This window comes from Salinicola sp. (assembly GCF_982684285.1).
Window position 1 is genome coordinate 1 of record NZ_CEXLVS010000051.1, and the last position, 19,828, is coordinate 19,828.

Sequence of the window (19,828 nt, forward strand, 5' to 3'; positions counted from 1 at the left end):
CGATACCGACCGATGCGCAGGTTTCGTACCGCGGATCTTGCGCCGCCAACAGGAACCAGGCATCCGTCACCTGATAGTGGCGTCTGGCCACCCAGCGTATCCGGTCGATACGCTCTGTCGTCAGCGTGTCGATGGTTACCGAGTGATGCATGGCGTCTCGGCGCCTTGTTTCGTAGCGTTCCCGATCCACGGTATGGCACCTCATCGAAAGCCGTGTTTCCCGCCCATCCGTGTGGCACTTCAACAACCGTTCTATAGTGATTCATGGCCCAGCGCCGTGGTCGATTCTCGCAACCTGACAAGGGTTTGAATTAATAATTCAATACAAACTTGAACAATGGTTCAACTGAAATTGAACTATTAGTTCAAATTGATTCAATGGATGAAAAGAGTTTGTTTGCGCTCCGCCTCAAAGCGGCGCTGACCGCCGCTGGATACGAACCCCGCCCTTCGGTACTCGAGCGTGAGTTCAACTTGCGCTACTGGGGAGCGCCAGTCACCTTCCAGGGGGTGCGACGGTGGTTACGAGGCGATTCGATACCTTCGCAGGACAAGCTGCAGGTGTTGGCCGGTTGGTTGGGCATCGAACCGCAGGTCCTGCGTTACGGCGAACGGTCGTTACACGTTCGCGGCATGATGCAGGCGACCTGGGTCATACCCGTGGGAGGGGAGGAGGACGAGATCCTGCGGATCTACCGGGGGCTCGACGATGCACAGCGCAAGATCCTGCGGCAAGTGGTGCTGACGTTCGCCAGGGCAAACGGCCTGCAGCCGGAAGATGCCGAAGGCTCGTCCTGACATGCGTCGGCGACGGAGCCGATCGGATCGCGCTCCGTCGCAGCGGCCCGTTACCGCTGCCGTGACTCCGCCAACTGCCCGCGGCGATAGTCGCCCTGGCGATCCAGCATCCAGCCCGGATACTCCGGCGGCAGCGCGCTGACCTGGTCGAGGCGGGCCAGTTCGTCCTCGTCGAGACGCACCTCGGTGGCGGCGATGTTGTCGTCGAGCTGGTCGAGGCGCTTGGCGCCGACGATGACGCTGGTCACGGCCCTCTGATGCAGGAGCCAGGCCAGCGCGATCCGGGCAACCGAAACGCCCTTGGCCTCGGCGATCTCGCGCATGGTGTCGATGCAGTCGAAGCCGCGCTTCCGGTCCACCGGCGGGAAGTCGAAGGTGGCGCGCCGGTCGCCGGCCTGTGCTTCTTCGTCCCGCTTATACTTGCCGCTGAGCAGCCCGCCGGCCAGCGGGCTCCAGACCATAAGCCCCAGCTTTTCGCTCTCCAGCAGCGGGACGATCTCGCGTTCGAGGTCGCGCCCGGCCAGGGTGTAGTAGGCCTGTAGCGATTCGAACCGGTGCCAGCCGTTCTGCCGGGCGATGCCCAGCGCCTTCATGATCTGCCAGGCCGCCCAGTTGGAGACGCCGACGTAGCGTACGTGGCCGTGCTCGACCAGCGTGTGCAGCGCGCGTACGGTCTCCTCGATCGGCGTCGCGGGATCGAAGCCGTGGATCTGGTAGAGATCGATGTGGTCGAGCTGCAGACGCTTCAGGCTCGCCTTGACGCCCTCCATGATGTGGTAGCGCGAAGCGCCGCGATTGTTGACCCCGTTGGAGCGGTAGGGATCGTCGGTGCCGGTGGGGCCGAAGACCTTGGTGGCGACGACGACGTCGTCGCGCGCAACGCCGAGATTCCTGAGCGCCTGGCCGGTGATGACTTCGGACTGGCCCTGGGAGTAGACGTCGGCCGTGTCGATGAAATTGATGCCGGCGTCGAGAGCCCGGCCGACCAGCTTGTCGGCATCCGCCTGCTGCAGATTGCCGATCTGGCTCCACATCTCGCCGTTGCCGCCGAAGGTCATGGTGCCCAGGCAGAGCTCGGAGACGAACAGGCCGGTATTGCCCAGATTGCGGTAGCGCATGGTGGTACTCCTCGTTGTCGATGAGGGAAGGGACGACAGAGAATCGAGTATGGTCGACAGGGGGCAACGAGACTGGCTCGATCCGATCGGATCTTTGCCCAAAACTGCCAGAGGCAGCTCCTCGAGTGCCTTTCGGAGGCGGGTTGGGATAGGCTGGATCTCTCGTGGGGAGAGATATCGCCATCATGAATCAACGAGTCGATGCGGTGACGCCGCTGTCCGGTTACGGGTTGGCGGGCGGGGACGACAGGGCGCTCTTGGGTTACCGCCAGGAACTGGTCGAGTTGCTCGATCGTCTGACGCTGGGTCGCGAGGGCAAGTTGCCGAGCGCCATACCCGGGTTGTCGATCCATCGGCTGAGCGCGCCCCGGCCGCCGCAGTACGTGGTACACGATCCGGTGTTCAGCGTGATCGCCCAGGGCGCCAAGCGGCTCTCGATCGGGCAGGAGATCTACGAGTACGACCCGATGCATTACCTGGTTTCGTCGGTCGACCTGCCGGTACTGGCGGACGTTTCCCGGGCCAGCCGGGAGGCGCCCTACCTCGGGTTGCGCCTGGATCTCGACGTCGAACTGATCGGCGAGCTGATCCATGACGACAACCTGCCGACCGTCTCGGCCACCGAACCGGCGCGGGGTCTCTACGTGAACCGGCTCGAAGCCCCGCTGCTGGAAACGGTGCTGCGTCTGCTGCGGTTGCTGGATTCGCCGCAGGACATTCCGGTATTGGCGCCCATGATCAAGCGCGAGATCGCCTACCGCCTGCTTCGCCATGGACACGGCGCCCGGCTCCGCCAGATCGCGCTGAAGGATAGCCAGACCCGGCGGATCGCGGCGGCGATCCGCCTGCTGCGCGAGCGTTACGCCGAACCGCTGCCGGTCGCCGTCATCGCCGGGAACGTGCATATGAGCGTGTCGTCGCTGCACCATCACTTCAAGGCGGTCACGGCGATGAGTCCCCTGCAGTACCAGAAGCAGCTGCGCCTGCAGGAGGCCCGGCGCTTGCTGCTCGCCGGAACCCTCGAGGTGACGGCGGTGGCGCAGCGTGTCGGCTACGAGAGTCCCTCCCAGTTCAGCCGCGAATATCGGCGCTGTTTCGGTCTGCCACCGCAGCGGGACAGGCAGCGCTGGCGCCCCTAACCGAGTGCCGGGGTCACGGCATCATCGACGGCATCATGCGGTAATACAGATTGAACGGTATCCACAGCGTACCGCCCACCATGATGGTCAGAATCAACACGATGAAGAGGATCTGCTGCAGGTCCTCGCGCTTGTTCCTGGTCGACAACAGCGTCAAACAATCTATCAAACAGAAATGAAGTCGTTCGATGCCCGGTCCGGTGGAAAGACGCATCAACCGTGACAACCGCCATGAAATTTGAACATGGTGGGTATTGCCCCTGACTATCAGGAGCTCGCTTGGGCAAGGTTCGAACTATCGTGCAGCCCTTGCCGCGAGCGGGTTCGGCATTTCACCGGCGAGATCGGGCGGAGGGAGCCCATGGCCAATCGTCGCCCCGTTGGCCGAAGGTCGGTTTCCCGCGGTTGGACAGTGCCAAGGGTTCACTCTATAAGTTGTGGTGCGCCCGTATCGGGAAGCCCTTCTGCTCGGGCCGGATCCACGCGCTCGAGTCGCGAGCGGCTGAGGCGGGCAGAATTCGGGCGATCGCGTCGCGAACCTGACATCCGAGTCATCACGGCCATGGGGCATTTGACTCGTCGCGTCCGCCCACGAAGGGCATCGCCAAGGGGTACCAGCGCAAGGCGATCATCGTCTTGCGGCGTTGAATTAGGGAGAGATCACCGTGACCAGCGACAACCGAAAACCGACGACGACGGATGCCGGCATCCCCGTAGCGAGTGAAGAAAATGCACTGTCCGTAGGCCCCGATGGCCCGATCGTGCTTCACGACCACTATTTGATGGAGCAGATGGCGGCCTTCAACCGCGAGATGATCCCGGACCGCCAGCCGCACGCGAAGGGGGGCGGGGCTTTCGGTCATTTCGAAGTCACTCACGATGTCAGCAAATACACCAAGGCGAAGTTCCTGCAGCCGGGCAAGAAGACCGAGATGGTCGCGCGATTCTCGACGGTGGCCGGCGAATCGGGTAGCCCGGATACCTGGCGCGACCCGCGCGGCTTCGCCCTGAAGTTCTACACCGAAGAAGGCAACTTCGACATGGTGGGCAACAATACGCCCGTCTTCTTCGTACGCGATCCGATGAAGTTCCAGCACTTCATCCACTCCCAGAAGCGCCGGGCCGACAACGGCCTGCGCGACCACGACATGCAGTGGGACTTCTGGACCATGGCGCCGGAATCCGCGCACCAAGTGACCTGGCTGATGGGTGATCGTGGCGTCCCTGCCACCTGGCGCCACATGAACGGCTACTCCAGCCACACCTACATGTGGGTCAACGCCCAGAGCGAACGTTTCTGGGTCAAGTATCACTTCAAGACCGATCAGGGCATCAAGTGCATGACCCAGGAGCAGGCCGACCAGATGGCCGGCAGCGATGCCGACTACCATCGCCGCGACCTGTTCGAGGCGATCAAGCGTGGCGATTATCCGACCTGGACGCTGCACGTGCAGATCATGCCGTTCGAGGATGCCAAGACCTATCGCCTCAACCCCTTCGACTTGACCAAGGTGTGGCCGCACGGCGACTACCCGCTGATGGAAGTGGGCAGGATGACGCTGGATCGCAATCCGGAGGATTTCCATACCCAGATCGAGCAGGCCGCCTTCGAACCCAACAACATGGTGCCGGGTACCGGGCTGTCGCCGGACAAGATGCTGCTGGCGCGCTCCATCTCCTATGCCGATGCACACCGTGCCCGTCTGGGGGTGAACTACAAGCACATCCCGGTCAACACGCCCAAGTCGCCGGTCAACAGCTACAGCAAGGGTGGCGCGATGCGCATGCACAACGCCAGCGACCCGGTCTATGCGCCGAACAGCAAGGGCGGCTCCAAGGCCGACCCCGAGCGCTATCCGGAAGATGCGGTGTGGCAGGCCGATGGCGAATTCGTTCGCACCGCCTACACCCTGCGTCCGGCGGATGACGATTTCAGCCAGGCCAACGACCTGGTCAACAAGGTGATGGACGATGCCGCCCGCGACCGTCTGGTCAACAACGTGGTCGGTCACGTCTCCGGCGGGGTCGAGGAGCCGGTGCTCTCCCGCGTGTTCGAGTACTGGCACAACATCGATGCCAATATCGGCAAGCGCATCGAGGAGGGCGTGAAGGCCAATCGCGGCAAGTAACGGCGACACCTGGCCGACACGGCATGACCAAGAGGCCCCGCTCACCGTCGGTGAGTGGGGCCTCGTCGTATCATTGCGGGGTCAGAAGCTGGTCCACTCCTCGGTTTCCGGATGCGCCTGGCGGTTGTCGTGGCGCACTGCCGGTGCGGCCGGCGCCAGGGCGGGAGCCTGCCGCGGGCGCGGGGGCGCCGCGTGGTCGGTGTCATCGAAGCCACGGAAGAACCCGACCTCGCGCGCCAGCTGCTCGGCCTGGCCCTGCAGGTTCCCGGTCACGCCGGTGGACTCCTCGACCAGCGACGCATTCTGCTGGGTGACGCTGTCCATCTCGCCGACGGCGAGATTGATCTGCTGAATCCCGGTCGACTGCTCGCGGCTGGCCACGGCGATCTCCGAGACCAGGTCGGTGACCTTTTCCACGTTGCTGACGATCCCGGCCAGCGTCTCGCCGGAGCGGTTGACCAGCTCCGATCCCCGCGACACCCGTTGCGCGCTCTCCGACACCAGCTGCTTGATCTCGCCGGCGGCGTCGGCGCTGCGGCTCGCCAACTGGCGCACCTCCTGTGCCACCACCGCGAAGCCCCGTCCCTGTTCGCCGGCGCGGGCGGCCTCTACCGAGGCGTTGAGCGCCAGCAGGTTGGTCTGGAAGGCGATCTCGTCGATCAGGCCGATGATGTTGGCGATCTGCTTGCTGGAGGCGTCGATCTCCTGCATCGCGGTGATCGCTTCATTGACCACTTCCCCGCCCTGCTTGGCCTGGGTGCTGACCTGGCTGGCGAGGCTGTCGGCCTGCGAGGCGTTGTCGGCGTTCTGCTTGACGGTGTTGGTGATCTGCTCCAGCGCCGCAGCGGTCTCCTGCAGGCTGGCGGCCTGTTCCTGGGTGCGCTGGCTCAGGTTCTCGTTGCCGGCCGCCAGCTCGGCGGAGATCGATTCCACGTTCCTTGCGTTGCGCGCGACCTCGCCGATCACGCTCGACAGTTTGTCCCGCATCGACGCCATGGCGTCCAGCATGCGACCGAACTCGTCGCGATAGTTGGCACTCAGGCGCACGCCGAGATCGCCCTTGGCCAGCGACTCGGTGAATGCCGTGGCCTCCCGCAGTGGCCTCAGGATGCCGCGACTGAGCCACCAGCCGATGGCGATGGCCACCATCAAGCCGAGAAGGATAGCGCCGATGATCACGTTGCGGCTGAACTGATAGTCCTCGACGCTCTGCTGGTAGCTGGCGAGGGTGGCCTCTCGTGCCCCTCGATAGAGCGAGGTGACCGGCTCGTAGAGGTCAGCATAGATCTGGTTGACCTGCGCTTCGCTCGCCTTGCCGCTGTCCAACTGGCTGCGAAGCGATTGCAGCTGCTGCTGGTAACGCTCGGCCTGCTGCCGCTCCGCATCGCTCGACACCAGTGCCGGGTAGTAGTGGTTCCAGGCGTCGTCGGTGCGCTTGCGGTTCGCCTCGACCTCCCGTTGCTGGGCGTCGGAGAGATTGCCGGCCCCAACCCGGGCGAAGATGGTGCGATTGTCGCCGATGGCTGCCCTCACCGTGGAGAGCTCGATCATTTCCTGAACATTCTCTCCGACGATGGACTGCATCGCCTGCTGGGTCTGGCGGTTGCTCAATACGCCCTGTATGCCGATCACGACCAGCAGCAGGATGATCAGGCCCAGCGCCAGGAATAGTCGGGCTTTGACGCTGTGGAGCGCAATTCTCATGTTCGATCCCCCAAGAATCTCTTTCAGGTACGGCGCAGGTTTCCACGCGAGCGCGTGTCGTTAGTTTTTTATCGGCCCGGTTCAACTTTTATTGAAGTGCAGTTTAATTTTTTGATGACGGTAGGAGACGATTCGGTGTCATCCGACTGCCGGGAGGTGCCGGGCTGTGCCGGGTGGCGGTCCGGGTCGAGAGGTGCCGGCGCGGCTTGACGAGGGGCAGAGAGGGGCGATAGAGCCAGAAAAAAGAGGAGGGAGGGGCGGCGTCTGGTGGACGCCGCGCGGTGTGGCGGTCAGTGACCGCGCTGCTTGATCTGATCCTTCAGTTGCCCGGGAACCTGCTTGATGATCAGGCGGTCGCGCTCGTCGTCGTACTCGATGCTGTTGCCGAGCAGGTGAGAGTCGAAACTGATGGAGACGCCGCTGGCGCGCCCGGCGAAGCGCTTGAACTGCTGCAGGGTGCGCTTGTCCGGCGGGATCTCGGCGGCAAGACCGTAATCCTGATTGCGGATGTAGTCGTAGAACGCCTTGGGTTGCTGCTCGTCGACCAGTTCGGAGAGCTCGTCCAGCGTGATCGGCTCCCCGCGCTTGGCCTGGGCATTGGCATAGTCGATCAGCGTGTCGGTCTTCTCCCGGCTGGCTTCCTCGGGCAGGTCCTCGCTCTCCACGTAGTCGCTGAACGCCTTGAGCAGGGTGCGTGTCTCGGCCCCGGCATTGACGCCCTCCTGGCATCCAAGCCACTGCCGAAAGGCTTCCACCAGTTTCTTGTTGCCCCGGTCCTGCACGTAGGTGATGTACTGGCGTGACTCCCCGCGTTGCCACTGGGTCAGGTCGATTCGTGCCGCCAGCATCAGCTGGCCGAGGTTGAGCTGCTGGACGGGGACGACGTTGAGATCGTGGTCGAAGCCATAGCCGTCGCGCTGATGGAGCAGCGTCAGGGTCAGGGTCTCCGCCTCCCCCTGGCGGGAGTGAACGAACCACCAGTGGCCACCGATCGAGAGATGGGCGTCGATCAGCGGTGCCAGGCTTTCGGTGGTCTGCCGGGTGAAGTCGGTGAAGTTGATCTCGCCGCTGCGATAGCGCTCCAGCTCGTAGGCGAAACGCGACGCTGACGCCGTTGCGCCGTTGGTGTCGTTGGTCTCTTCCGAAGTACCGTCGACGAAGTGCCCCCACGCCTTGGGCTTGCCGTGAAAGCTCGAGTTGAACGCCGCCAGCAGCGACTCTGCCGTGGCGGTGTCGCGCATGGCTTCGCCGCCCGTCAGCGTGGCGGGATGTTCGTCGCCCTGTTTGTCGATGCGATGGGCGCAGGTCTGCAGTATCGGCATGAGATGGCTCGTGAAGCGTGAAAGGGCGGGCGGCCGGATGGCGGCCCGCGAAAGAGAGACGGCGGCGTGTCCGGGCCGGGGCCTCCTGCTCAGGGACGGAGGCGATACCCGGTGCGGAAGATCCAGCTGATGACGGCCAGGCTGACGGCCAGGAAGACGCCGATCATGACCAGGCTGGCGACCACGCTGACGTCGCTGATGCCGTAGAAGCTCCAGCGAAACCCGCTGACCAGGTAGACCACCGGATTGGCCAGCGTCACCGCCTGCCACATCGGCGGCAGCATATCGATCGAGTAGAAGCTGCCGCCGAGGAAGGTCAGCGGCGTGATGATCAGCAGCGGCACCAGCTGCAGTTTCTCGAAGCTGTCCGCCCAGATCCCGATGATGAAGCCGAGCAAACTGAAGGTGAGGGCGGTCAACAGCAGGAACAGCATCATCATGAACGGGTGCTGGATGTGCAGGTCGACGAAGAAGTTGGCCGTGCCCAGTATCACCAGCCCCAGAATGGCAGACTTGGAGGCGGCGGCGCCGACATAGCCGAGCACGATCTCGAAGTACGAGATCGGCGCCGACAGCACCTCGTAGATGGTGCCGGTGAACTTGGGGAAGAAGATGCCGAAGGAGGCGTTGGAGACGCTCTGTGTCAACAGCATCAGCATGATCAGGCCGGGCACGATGAAGGCGCCGTAACTGACGCCCTCGACCTCCTGGATGCGCGAGCCGATGGCGGCGCCGAACACGACGAAGTAGAGCGATGTCGAGATGACCGGAGAGATCAGGCTCTGCAACAACGTGCGCCCGGCACGGGCCATTTCGAAGACATAGATGGAGCGGACGGCTTGCAGGTTCATGAGCGCTCTCTGACCAGGTTGACGAAAATATCTTCCAGCGAACTCTGCTTGGTATGCAGATCCTTGAAGCGGATTCCGGCGTCCTCGATCTCGTTGATCAGTGCACTGATGCTGACGTGATCGCTATCGCCGGCTTCGCTGGCATCGTAGGTGTAGACCAGCACGTTGCCGTCTTCGGCCAGCGTCAACGGGTGATGGGCCAGCGCCGGCGGCACGCTGGCCAGCGGCGTCTGCAGGTGCAGCGTCAACTGCTTGCTGCCGAGCTGGCGCATCAGCGCCGCCTTTTCCCGCACCAGCACGATCTCGCCGCCGTTGATGACGCCGATCCGATCGGCCATCTCCTCGGCTTCCTCGATGTAGTGCGTGGTCAGGATGATGGTCACGCCGCTGTTGCGAAGCTCCCTGACCACCTCCCACATGTCGCGTCTCAGCTCGACGTCGACACCCGCGGTGGGCTCGTCGAGGAACAGGATCTCCGGCTCGTGCGCCAGGGCCTTGGCGATCAGCACGCGGCGCTTCATGCCGCCGGAGAGCGTGATCAGCTTGTTCTTGCGCTTGTCCCACAGCGACAGCGCCTTGAGCACCTGCTCGATGTGGGTGTCGTTGGGCGCTTTACCGAACAGGCCGCGACTGAAGCGCACCGTGTTCCAGACGGTCTCGAAGGCATCGCTGGTCAGCTCCTGGGGCACCAGCCCGATCTTGGCGCGCGCCGCGCGGTAGTCGGTGACGATGTCGTGACCGTCGACCATCACGCTGCCGCCGGTGGCGTTGACCAGCCCGCAGATGATGCTGATCAAGGTGGTCTTGCCGGCCCCGTTGGGGCCCAGCAGCGCAAATATCTCGCCGCGCTGGATCTCCAGGTCGATCTGCTTCAGCGCTTCGAAACCGGAGTCGTAGCGCTTGGAGAGGCCGGAGATGGCGATCACCGGCGCCGGCCGGGCGACCGGAGACTCGGCTTGGGTCTTGCGCGCTGGCGCTGTGGGCGTCTCGTGGTTCATGAAGGCGATACATCGTGACGTGAGGGGCCATCATTGTAGGCGAAAAAGATCGCCGACTGGACCCGTGAACGATCGGGATCGTGCAGGTGCCACCAGGAGCGCGCGAATGAAGGCTGACCGTGGCCGTTGAACGGGCGTAATGGCGCAGAGTTGTCTATAACGAACAGGCAACATAAAAAATCTTACAGAGAAGGTCGGTGTCGGAAAGATGCCGGGCTCGTTCCAGCAAGGAGGCCATTCATGCCACGTTCTTCCTTTATCCATCGCACCGCCATCGTGTTGTTCGCTGCCGTCCTCGGCGGCACGGCGCTGTCCGCCTGCACCACGACGACGACCTCCGACCGGGAAAGCCGGCTTTCGCAGCGCCAGCAGCTCGATCAGGACGTGGAACAGACGCTGGACCGGCTCTATCGCTCGGTGCCGGAGGCCCGCTCCCTGGCCGAGCGTGCGGAGGGCGTACTGGTGTTCCCGGGCGTGCTGGGCGCCAGCTTCATCGTCGGCGCCAGCCACGGTGACGGCTCGCTGCTGATTGATGGCGCCAAGGCGGGCTACTACACCACCACCAGCGGCTCGATCGGTTTCCAGGCCGGGGCGCAGTCCCAGGCCATCGTCTACATGCTGATGACGGAGAAGGCGCTCAACCGCGTGCGCAGCGACAACGGCTGGTCGGTGGGCGCCAGCGCCGGGGTCGCGGTGGCGGATATCGGTGCCAACGGTCAGATCACCAACAACACTGCCAACAAGGAAGTGGTGGCGTTCGTGATGAACAATCAGGGCATCCAGGGCGGCGTTTCGCTGAACGGCGCCAAGATCTCCAAGGTCAGCCCCTGATACGCCCCGGAGGGCAGCCCACCGGGATCGGGTGATTCACCGGCCCAGCGCAGGAAACCCACCGTGAGGTGGGTTTCTTGTGGCGATCTGAAAAGCCGGCGGGCCCGCCGGATCAGGCGCTCTCGGGCAGCTCGGCGTTGTGGTAGACGTTCTGCACGTCGTCGAGATAGTTCAGCATGTCGATGAGCTTCTCGAACATCGCCACGTCATCGCCTTCGACCGGCGTATGGGTCTGCGGCAGGAACTGGATCTCGTCGGCCTCGAACTCGAGTTCGCCGAAGGCATCGAGCAGCGCCTGCTTGGCCTTGGCATAGTCGATGTGCGGCGCGAAGACCGTGATACGACCCTCCTCGCTCTCGATGTCGGTGACGTCGACATCGGCTTCCATCAGCGCCTCGAGCACGGCCTCCTCGTCTTCTCCGGCGAAAGCGAAGATCGCGCAGTGGTCGAACATGTGGCTGACGGTGCCCTGGGTGCCGATCTTGCTCTTGGTCTTGGTGAAGCAGCCGCGCACGTCGCCGAAGGTCCGGTTCGGGTTGTCGGTCAGGCACTCGACGATCACCATGCAGTTGCCGGGGCCGAAGCCCTCGTAGCGTGCCGACGAGAAGTCCTCGCCACCGCTGCCCTTGGCCTTGTCGATCGCCTTGTCGATCACGTGCGAGGGGACCTGGTCCTTCTTGGCCTTGTCGATCAGCCCGCGCAGCGTCAGGTTGCCGGAGGGGTCGGTGCCACCGGACTTGGCGCAGACATAGATTTCGCGGCCATACTTGCTGTAGACCTTGGTCTTGGCATCGGCCGTTTTGGCCATGGATTCCTTGCGATTCTGGAAGGCCCTACCCATTGTCACTACCTATCAGGTTGTCAACGACGGGCGAGATTTTACGCAACATCGCGCCGATGTTGCAGGTTTATTTGGGCTTTTCCGCGCCAATTGACCACCCCCGGGCGACGAGACGGCGTCAATCTCGCCGTGCTCTGTTATCCTGCCGCGCCCGAGCATGACATGGCGAGACCGAGGCGTCCGCCGGTTGACTGCATCGATCCCTTCATCTCGACCAGGAGCGCCTGCCGTGCCCGATACCGACCCTCACCAGATGCCTCGCGGCGACAGTGACCCATCCGCGACGCACCAGCCCGAGGCGTTCTCCTCGCTGTCGCTGCCGTCGGCGCTGCAGGACAATCTGGCGTCGCTGGGCTATCTGGCGATGACGCCGATCCAGGCCGCCAGCCTGCCGCCGATCCTGCGCGGCAGGGACGTGATCGGCCAGGGCAAGACCGGTTCGGGCAAGACCGCGGCTTTCGGGCTCGGCCTGCTGTCGGCGCTCGAGGTCTCGCGGTTCCAGGTTCAGGCCCTGGTGCTGTGCCCGACCCGTGAGCTGGCCGATCAGGTCGCCGAGGAGCTGCGTCGGTTGGCCCGCATGCTGGCCAACGTCAAGATACTCTCGCTCTGCGGCGGCGCACCGCTGGGCCCGCAGTTGAACTCGCTCTCCCACGGCGCGCACGTCGTCGTCGGCACGCCGGGCCGCATCGAAGAGCATCTGCGCAAGGGGTCGCTGGATCTGTCCTCGCTCGCCGTGCTGGTGCTGGACGAGGCCGACCGCATGCTCGACATGGGCTTCCAGGCCGCGCTGGACGCCATCGTCGCGGCCACGCCGACGACACGCCAGACGCTGCTGTTCAGCGCCACCTACGGAGACAGCGTGCGCCCGGTCGCCGAGCGCATGCTGCGCGAGCCGGTGACGGTCGAAGTGGCCTCGACCCATGACGAGCAGAGCATTCGCCAGCATTTCCACCAGGTCGCCGACGAGCCGGCCCGTCTTGCGGCCCTGCGCCAACTGCTGCTGCACTACCGGCCGGAATCCAGCGTGGTGTTCTGCAACACCAAGCGCGAGACCCAGGCGGTGGCGGACGAGCTGGTCGCCATGGGATTCAGCGCCGAGGCGCTCCACGGCGATCTCGAGCAGCGCGATCGCGACCAGACGCTGATCCGTTTCGCCAACAAGAGCCTGTCGGTGCTGGTCGCCACCGACGTGGCGGCGCGCGGATTGGATATCGACGCGCTGGATGCGGTATTCAATTACCAGATCGCCCGTGAACTCGAGGTGCACGTGCATCGGATCGGTCGAACGGGGCGTGCCGGCGCGCGCGGCGTGGCCTGCACGCTGTTGACCGAGAACGAGGCCTATCGGCTCGAACGTCTCGAGGCATTCCTGGGCGAGCGCCTGCCGGTGGAGCCGTTGCCCGGCCGCGCCGACACCGGACAGCAACCGTTCCAACCGCGCATGGCGACGCTCCAGATCGACGCCGGCAAGAAGCAGAAGATCCGCCCGGGCGACGTGCTGGGGGCCTTGACCAACGGTGACGATGCCATCGAAGGCGATCAGGTGGGCAGGATCAAGGTGCTCGATCGCAGCGCTTACGTCGCGGTCGAGCGCGGCATCGCCAAGCAGGCGCTGACGACGTTGAGCGCCGGAAAACTAAAAGGGCGCAGCTGCCGGGTGCGCCGAATCGGACGCTGAGGATAGCGAGGACCTGTGAGGATAGCGAAAGCATGAAAGTACCCAAGCGATTGCAGCCGTTGGTCGAGGATGGCCTGGTGGACGAGGTCGTCAGTCAACTGATGAGTGGCAAGGAGGCCCAGGTTTTCGTGGTCCGCTGCGGTGACGAGCCGCGCTGTGCCAAGGTGTTCAAGGAAGCCAAGCAGCGCAGCTTCAAGCAGGCGGTGGCCTATCAGGAAGGCCGCAAGGTGCGCAACAGCCGCCGCGCGCGAGCGATGTCGAAGAAGACCCGCTACGGCCAGCGCGAGCAGGAGTCGGCCTGGTTGAATGCGGAAGTCGACGCGCTCTACCGCCTCGCCGAGGCGGGCGTGCGGGTACCGACGCCCTACGGCTTCGTCGATGGCGTGCTGCTGATGGAGATGATCGTCGATGCCGATGGCGACGTCGCGCCGCGCCTCGATGACGTCGAACTGACGCCGGAGCTGGCGCTCGAGTATCACCAGCGCCTGATCGGCGAAGTCGTCCAGATGCTGTGCGCGGGTCTGATCCACGGCGACCTGTCGGAGTTCAACATCCTGGTCGGCGCCGAGGGGCCGGTGATCATCGACCTGCCCCAGGCGGTGGATGCGGCCGGCAACAACAACGCGCCCTGGATGCTGGTGCGCGACGTCGACAACCTGCGCAGCTACTTCGGTCGTTTCGCGCCGGCGCTGTTGAAGACCGACTACGGCAAGGAGATCTGGGCGCTCTACGAGGCGGGCGAGCTCCACCCCGAGGTTCGGCTCACGGGGCGGTTCGTGCCGGATGCGACCCTCGTCGACGTCAGCGATGTCATGCAGGTGATCGACGCCGCCCGCGAGGAAGCCGCAGAGCGGCAGGCGCGCGAGCAGGATGACGACGAGCAGGCGTGGTAGCGGGCGATAAAGACAGCTGTCATGCCGGTAGAAAGCGTGACGTTGTCGGCACGGCTTGATCGGTGCCGGAGGAGAGCGTCTACACTCTGAGCATACCATCAGGCGATCTTTCGAGGTCGTCGCGTTCAAGGAGTGCCCCATGCAAGTCATCAACCTCAAGTCTCCCGGAGGCCTGGACCAGCTCAAGCTGCACGAGGTCGAAGGACCGGGAGAGCCGGGACCGGGAGAGATCCGCGTCCGCCTTCACGCCAGTTCGCTCAACTTCCACGACTATATCGTCGCCAGCGGGAAATCCCCGACCGAGGAAGGTCGCATCCCCATGGCCGACGGCGCGGGCGTGGTCGAAGCCGTGGGCAAGGGCGTCACGGAGTTCGCCACCGGCGATCACGTCGTCTCGACCTTCTTCCCTCACTGGCTCGATGGCCCGGCGCGCGTGGCCGACTTCAAGACGGTGCCGGGCGACGGCGTCGATGGCTACGCCCGCGAGCAGGTGGTACGGCCCGCCCACTGGTTCACCCACGCTCCCGAAGGTTATACCCATGCCGAAGCGTCCACGCTGACCACGGCCGGCCTCACGGCCTGGCGCGCACTGGTGGTCGATGGCGGCCTCAAGGCCGGCGATACCGTGCTCACGCTGGGGACCGGCGGCGTCTCGATCTTTGCGCTGCAACTGGCCAAGGCGATGGGGGCGAGGGTCATCTCGACGTCGTCCAACGAGGAGAAGATCGCTCGGCTCGAGGCGCTGGGTGCCGATCACACCATCAACTACCGCGAAGAGCCGGAGTGGGGCAAGAGAGTCCAGGCGCTGACCGATGGCCGCGGCGCCGATCACGTCATCGAAGTCGGCGGCCCGGGCACCTTGCCGCAATCCATAGATGCCGTTGCCATTGGCGGGCATATCTCGCTGATCGGCGTGCTAACCGGACGCGGCGGCGATATCCCGACCTCCAAGCTGATGGCGAAGCAGGCCCGGCTACAGGGGCTTATCGTGGGCAGTCGCCGTCATCAGATCGAGATGATTCGCGCCCTCGAGACCACCGGGATCAAGCCGGTCATCGACTGCTCGTTCGCGCTGGATCGAATTGCCGATGCCTTCCGCCACCAGGAATCCGGCAAGCACTTCGGCAAGATCTGCCTGGAGTTCTGATCTATAGCACCAACCACTGGTGCGGACACTTGAGGCAACCCGCCAGCGCCGCCGGACAGATGACTGACCGGCGGCGCTTTTTCACACCTTCCGATCGCTGTCAGCTATCCGTCTTGCGGGAAGCAGGGCGCAGGTCGTAGTCGAAATACTGGTGCATCAGGGTTTCGAACGTGCCGTCGGCGTAGACGCTGTCCAGCGCCTGGTCGAAGGCTTCGGCCAGCTCCTTGTCGCGAGGGCGCACGGCGATGGCGTTGCCCTTGCCGAAGGTCGACTCCGGCCGGTCGATGCGCGGGCCCACCTGGACGAACTGGCTGTCGGGATTGCCGATCTCCAGTGAATCCAGCGCCACGGGATAGTTGAGGAAAGCCAGATCGAGCCGCTGCGACTCCAGGTCCAGTGCGACGTCTGCCGCCTTGGCGTAGCGCTGAATGTCGAGCGTGCCGGCGTATTGCTGGGTGATGTAGCTGTCCTGGGTGGTGCCGCGCTGCACGCCGACCGACAACCCCTTGAGCGACGCCGGATCATCGAGGGAGATGTCGTTGCCCCGACGGGCGCCCCACACCTTGGGCGACATCGCATAGGGTCGCGTGAACCGCACCTGACGCTCCCGCGCCGGGGTGATCCGCATCGACGACATGATGGCGTCGTACTTGCGCGAGAGCAGGCCGGGGATGATGCCGTCCCAGCCCTGAACCACCCATTCGCAGTCGAGCTTGGCGCGCTGGCACAGGGTGTTGCCCAGATCGATCTCGAACCCCTCCAGCTCACCGGCGGCGTTGCGGTACTCGAACGGCGGGTAGGGCACGTCGACGGCAATGCGTACGTGCTGAGGCGCGGCGGCATGGGCGGTGGAAGCCAGGCCGACCCCGATAGCCAGGGCGACGAGCGGGATAGCGAAACGAGAGTCAAAACGTCGTGTCACGAGCAAAATCCTTGGTCGGTGGCCTTCTGAGGACCCTTGTGCTTATTGGTGAACTATCGGTAGCGACGATGATCCGGGATCACGCCGTTCGTTAATGGTGGCGCAGGCCTCGACGAATGACCAGTGTCTAGTTCCCAGAACGCGTAGTGGGGTGGTGGTCTGCCGACAGGTGGTGCGTGAGAAAACTGCACTGAAATGGAGAGTGCTGATCATTTTGATGCCAGCTTTACAAATGCTACCGATTCGAGTTACCGACCCAGCGGATTTTTACGTGAAGCGATCATGGATTCTGACATACGAAAGCGGGACGTCGTTTCTTTCGGCGATTGTCCATTTCTTGCCTCGAACCCTGGCGCTGGCGTGGTGCGTAGCCAAAGGCGGAACGGCGCTGATGGGTAATGCGAAATAATAATAAATTATTATTATAAATTAGTGGTTTGAGATTTATCTGCAGAATGTTGGCACGGGGTTTGCGGAGGGTTGTTCAGGACGTAATGAGTGTGATGCGAACAACCATTCGGTGGAGAGCACAGTGCAATGACCTACAAACGACGGGATTTCATCAAGACGGGGGCCGGAGCGCTGGTGGGCCTGGCCGGAGCCCCGATGATTGCGCGCGGCGCAGATGCGCAGCAATTTCACTGGCGCATGACCGGCGCCTATCCTGCCGGCGCGCCTTTCTATTCCACCGGGCCGGGATCGGCCAGCGATTTTGCCAAGCGGGTCGAAGCGGCATCCGGCGGCCGAATGAAGATCGACTTCTTCCCGGCCGGCGAGCTGGTGCCGGCATTGGGCGGTTTCGATGCGGTACGCAGCGGCACCGTGCAGATGAACTGGGGGAACTCGTTCTTCTGGGCGGGACGCTCTTTCGCCGCGCAATATTTCACCGCCGTCCCCTTTGGCATGGACGTCATGATGGTCAACGCCTGGCTTTATCACGGCGGCGGGCAGGCACTGTGGGACGAAGTCTATGCCGACTTCGGGCTCAAGGCGTTGCCGGTCGGCAATACCGGTATGCAGATGACCGGCTGGTTCAAGGAGCCGCTCGAGAACATCGACAGCTTCAAAGGGTTGCGCATGCGCATCGCGGGCCTGTCGGCGAAGGTTTACGAGCAGCTGGGCGTCAATGTCAAGGTGTTGCCCGGCGGTGAGATCTTCCCGGCACTAGAGCGTGGTGTCATCGATGCCGCCGAATTCGTCGGCCCCTATCTCGACCGGCAGTTGGGCCTGCAAAATGCCGCCAGCAACTACTACACCCCCGGTTGGCACGAGCCCTCCAACGTGTCGGAACTGCTGATCAATGCCAGCGCCTGGGAGCAGTTACCGGAAGACCTAAAGGCCGTCGTGCAGAACTGCGCGGCTGCCTGCAACGAAATCAGCTTCGCCTGGTGCAATGCCAACAACTCCGAAGCGCTCAATGACCTGACCCAGAATCAGGGCGTGACGGTACGCCAGCTACCCGATGGCGTATTGCCCAGACTGCGCGAAGTGACCATGGATACCTTGTCGGCAGAGGCTGCCAAGGACCCCATGGTCGCCAAGGTCAATACCGCCTACTTCGACTTCATGAAAACGGCGAAATCCTGGCTGGATGTCAGCGAAAAGGTCGTTCTCAACCTCGATCTTTGAGCCGGGCACCCTCCGTTTTGGCGAGTCTCTGGCCGAGAGTTGGCCGGGACTCCCTCTCTCGTTGTCCAGGGGATATTGACGTCATGACTACGATGGAAACCGATCGCGGCAGCCAGCCGTTCGTGCTCGGCCTGGTCCGTTGCCTGCGCGGTCTGGATCGCGGCATGGAGCGGCTGGGTCGCGCCACGGCATGGCTGACGCTAGCGCTGGTGCTGATGGTGGCCGGCGATGTGCTGTTCCGCTACGTCTGGCACGTGGGGTCCGTGGCCGAGCAGGAGCTGCAATGGCATCTGTTGGCGGTCATCGCGATGATCAGCGCCTCTTACACCTTCCAGCAGAACGAGCACGTACGGGTCGACATTTTCTATCAGCACTACAGTCCGCGTGCCCGGCAGATTCTCGACATCATCATCTCGCTGTTGATCGTCGTGCCGAGCATGCTGTTCCTGGCCTGGATGTGCCTGGATTTTGTCTATCAGTCCTGGTCGTTGAATGAAGGATCTCCCGACCCTGGTGGGCTACCGGCTCGCTACGTGATCAAGGCCTTCGTGCCGCTCGGCTTCGCCCTGGTGGCATGGCAGGGCATCGTGCGGGGCCTGATCGATCTGATCACGCTGATGGCGGGACGCTCGTCGGAGGTGCGTGATGGGACTTGAAATGATGGCGGTTGGTATGGTGCTGGCGCTCTTTGCCCTGCTGTTGATCGGTATCCCGGTACCGTTTGCCCTGGCCGCCAGCGGTATCGTATTCGGGGTGTTCGGTTTCGGCGCCTCGCTATTCGGGCTACTGCCCCTGCGCGTCTATGGGGTCGTCACCAACTACACACTGCTTGCCATTCCACTCTTCGTGTTCATGGGCGTGATGCTGGAGAAGTCGCGGCTGGCCGATCGCATGCTCGATGTCATCGGCCATGTCGCCGGTGCGCGCCCGGGCGGCATGACGGTTGCCATCATCATCGTCGGCGTGCTGATGGGGGCTTCCACCGGCATCGTGGCGGCTACCGTCGTCACCGTTGGGTTGATCAGCCTGCCGACGCTGCTGGCGCGCCAGTACAACAAGGCGCTGGCCTGCGGCACGATCTGTGCGGCCGGCACCCTCGGTCAGATCATTCCACCCAGCCTGGTGCTGATCGTGCTCGCGGACATCTCTGGCGAGTCCGTCGGCACGCTGTTCGCGGGCGCCTTGATCCCGGGACTGCTGTTGTCCGGGCTTTACGTGATCTATCTGGTGATCATGGCCAAGCTGAAGCCGCATACGATGCCACCGATCGATGCCGCTGAACGCGCGACGGTCGACAACCGCACGCTGATGATCGATCTGGCCAAGGTGGTCGCACCACCGCTGGTGCTGATCGTTCTGGTGCTGGGGTCGATCATCGGGGGTGTGGCGGCGCCCACGGAGGCGGCGTCAGTCGGCGCGATCGGTGCCATCGTTCTGGTGGCCTGCACCGGTCGATTGACTCGGAGAGTGATGAGCGACACCGTCATCTCGACCTTCAAGATCACCGGCATGACGCTGTTCGTGCTGATCGCTGCGCAGGTTTTCAGTTTGGCGTTCCGGGGGCTGGGCGGCGATCGACTGATCGATTCGTTGTTCGAGTTTCTGCCCGGTGGAGTCTGGGGCGGTATTCTGTTCATGATGGCGCTGGTCTTCCTGCTGGGATTCTTTCTCGACTGGATCGAGATCTCCTACATCGTGATGCCGCTGCTGCTGCCCTATTTTCAGGCCCAGGGGGTCGATCTCGCCTGGCTCTGCATTCTGGTGGCGATGAACCTGCAGACCTCGTTTCTGACCCCGCCGTTCGGATGGTCGCTGTTCTACCTCAAGG

Annotated in this window: 18 protein-coding genes; 10 read left to right on the forward strand and 8 right to left on the reverse strand. The window is 63.6% G+C overall.

Annotated features, from left to right (window positions below; genetic code table 11):
• Nucleotides 1-393: 393 nt before the first annotated feature.
• Nucleotides 394-798, forward strand: coding sequence for a transcriptional regulator (locus AC3AYF_RS06570; protein ID WP_295036305.1), 405 nt, complete (start codon nt 394-396; stop codon nt 796-798).
• A gap of 50 nt (nt 799-848) precedes the next feature.
• Here AC3AYF_RS06570 and AC3AYF_RS06575 read toward each other — a convergent pair whose 3' ends face one another.
• Nucleotides 849-1,916, reverse strand: a complete 1,068-nt coding sequence (locus tag AC3AYF_RS06575; protein WP_295036306.1) for an aldo/keto reductase — start codon at nt 1,914-1,916, stop codon at nt 849-851.
• Between the two features lie 185 nt (nt 1,917-2,101).
• Between AC3AYF_RS06575 and AC3AYF_RS06580 the strand changes: the two genes are divergently transcribed.
• Entirely contained in the window at nt 2,102-3,055 is a 954-nt protein-coding gene (locus tag AC3AYF_RS06580) for an AraC family transcriptional regulator (RefSeq protein WP_295036307.1), read from the forward strand.
• Between the two features lie 13 nt (nt 3,056-3,068).
• On the opposite strand, the gene AC3AYF_RS06585 is transcribed toward AC3AYF_RS06580, so the two are convergent.
• Entirely contained in the window at nt 3,069-3,212 is a 144-nt protein-coding gene (locus tag AC3AYF_RS06585; RefSeq protein WP_295036308.1) for a hypothetical protein, read from the reverse strand.
• A gap of 508 nt (nt 3,213-3,720) precedes the next feature.
• On the opposite strand from AC3AYF_RS06585, the gene AC3AYF_RS06590 reads away from it, so the two are divergent.
• Nucleotides 3,721-5,184 carry a catalase gene (locus AC3AYF_RS06590; protein ID WP_295036309.1) on the forward strand — a complete coding sequence of 488 codons (1,464 nt, stop codon included), beginning with the start codon at nt 3,721-3,723 and terminating at the stop codon, nt 5,182-5,184.
• An 81-nt stretch (nt 5,185-5,265) separates the two neighbouring features.
• Here AC3AYF_RS06590 and AC3AYF_RS06595 read toward each other — a convergent pair whose 3' ends face one another.
• The 4 genes from AC3AYF_RS06595 to AC3AYF_RS06610 form a co-directional block, all read right to left on the reverse strand.
• Nucleotides 5,266-6,888, reverse strand: coding sequence for a methyl-accepting chemotaxis protein (locus AC3AYF_RS06595; RefSeq protein WP_487779533.1), 1,623 nt, complete (start codon nt 6,886-6,888; stop codon nt 5,266-5,268).
• A 290-nt stretch (nt 6,889-7,178) separates the two neighbouring features.
• Nucleotides 7,179-8,210 (reverse strand): nucleoid-associated protein, encoded by a 1,032-nt coding sequence (locus AC3AYF_RS06600; RefSeq protein ID WP_487779534.1) that lies wholly within the window; start codon nt 8,208-8,210, stop codon nt 7,179-7,181.
• Nucleotides 8,211-8,299: 89 nt separating this feature from the next.
• Complete coding sequence (locus tag AC3AYF_RS06605; protein ID WP_295036313.1) at nt 8,300-9,061, reverse strand: ABC transporter permease; 762 nt, start codon at nt 9,059-9,061, stop codon at nt 8,300-8,302.
• Nucleotides 9,058-10,059 carry an ABC transporter ATP-binding protein gene (locus AC3AYF_RS06610; RefSeq protein WP_295036314.1) on the reverse strand — a complete coding sequence of 334 codons (1,002 nt, stop codon included), beginning with the start codon at nt 10,057-10,059 and terminating at the stop codon, nt 9,058-9,060. The genes AC3AYF_RS06605 and AC3AYF_RS06610 overlap by 4 nt, the downstream gene beginning before the upstream one ends.
• Before the next feature lie 240 nt (nt 10,060-10,299).
• Between AC3AYF_RS06610 and AC3AYF_RS06615 the strand changes: the two genes are divergently transcribed.
• Nucleotides 10,300-10,890: a BPSL1445 family SYLF domain-containing lipoprotein gene (locus AC3AYF_RS06615; RefSeq protein WP_487779535.1), complete on the forward strand. Its 591-nt coding sequence runs from the start codon at nt 10,300-10,302 to the stop codon at nt 10,888-10,890.
• Nucleotides 10,891-11,002: 112 nt separating this feature from the next.
• Here AC3AYF_RS06615 and AC3AYF_RS06620 read toward each other — a convergent pair whose 3' ends face one another.
• Complete coding sequence (locus tag AC3AYF_RS06620; protein WP_487779536.1) at nt 11,003-11,731, reverse strand: YebC/PmpR family DNA-binding transcriptional regulator; 729 nt, start codon at nt 11,729-11,731, stop codon at nt 11,003-11,005.
• Between the two features lie 253 nt (nt 11,732-11,984).
• Between AC3AYF_RS06620 and dbpA the strand changes: the two genes are divergently transcribed.
• The 3 genes from dbpA to AC3AYF_RS06635 all read left to right on the forward strand — a co-directional run bounded on the left by dbpA (nt 11,985) and on the right by AC3AYF_RS06635 (nt 15,449).
• Nucleotides 11,985-13,409 carry an ATP-dependent RNA helicase DbpA gene (gene dbpA / locus AC3AYF_RS06625; RefSeq protein ID WP_295036329.1) on the forward strand — a complete coding sequence of 475 codons (1,425 nt, stop codon included), beginning with the start codon at nt 11,985-11,987 and terminating at the stop codon, nt 13,407-13,409.
• Between the two features lie 32 nt (nt 13,410-13,441).
• Nucleotides 13,442-14,302: a PA4780 family RIO1-like protein kinase gene (locus AC3AYF_RS06630; RefSeq protein WP_295036317.1), complete on the forward strand. Its 861-nt coding sequence runs from the start codon at nt 13,442-13,444 to the stop codon at nt 14,300-14,302.
• A 139-nt stretch (nt 14,303-14,441) separates the two neighbouring features.
• Nucleotides 14,442-15,449 carry a zinc-dependent alcohol dehydrogenase family protein gene (locus AC3AYF_RS06635; RefSeq protein WP_295036318.1) on the forward strand — a complete coding sequence of 336 codons (1,008 nt, stop codon included), beginning with the start codon at nt 14,442-14,444 and terminating at the stop codon, nt 15,447-15,449.
• 100 nt (nt 15,450-15,549) lie between these two features.
• On the opposite strand, the gene AC3AYF_RS06640 is transcribed toward AC3AYF_RS06635, so the two are convergent.
• The gene (locus AC3AYF_RS06640; RefSeq protein WP_295036319.1) at nt 15,550-16,371 is read right to left on the reverse strand and encodes a transporter substrate-binding domain-containing protein; all 822 of its coding nucleotides are present in this window, start codon (nt 16,369-16,371) and stop codon (nt 15,550-15,552) included.
• Between the two features lie 537 nt (nt 16,372-16,908).
• Between AC3AYF_RS06640 and AC3AYF_RS06645 the strand changes: the two genes are divergently transcribed.
• From AC3AYF_RS06645 to AC3AYF_RS06655, 3 genes are all read left to right on the forward strand, one after another.
• Nucleotides 16,909-18,000, forward strand: a complete 1,092-nt coding sequence (locus AC3AYF_RS06645; protein ID WP_295036320.1) for a TRAP transporter substrate-binding protein — start codon at nt 16,909-16,911, stop codon at nt 17,998-18,000.
• An 83-nt stretch (nt 18,001-18,083) separates the two neighbouring features.
• Nucleotides 18,084-18,656 carry a TRAP transporter small permease subunit gene (locus AC3AYF_RS06650; protein WP_295036321.1) on the forward strand — a complete coding sequence of 191 codons (573 nt, stop codon included), beginning with the start codon at nt 18,084-18,086 and terminating at the stop codon, nt 18,654-18,656.
• On the forward strand, nt 18,646-19,828 hold a 1,183-nt coding region (locus AC3AYF_RS06655; RefSeq protein ID WP_487779537.1), incomplete at its 3' end, for a TRAP transporter large permease. The genes AC3AYF_RS06650 and AC3AYF_RS06655, both read left to right, overlap by 11 nt.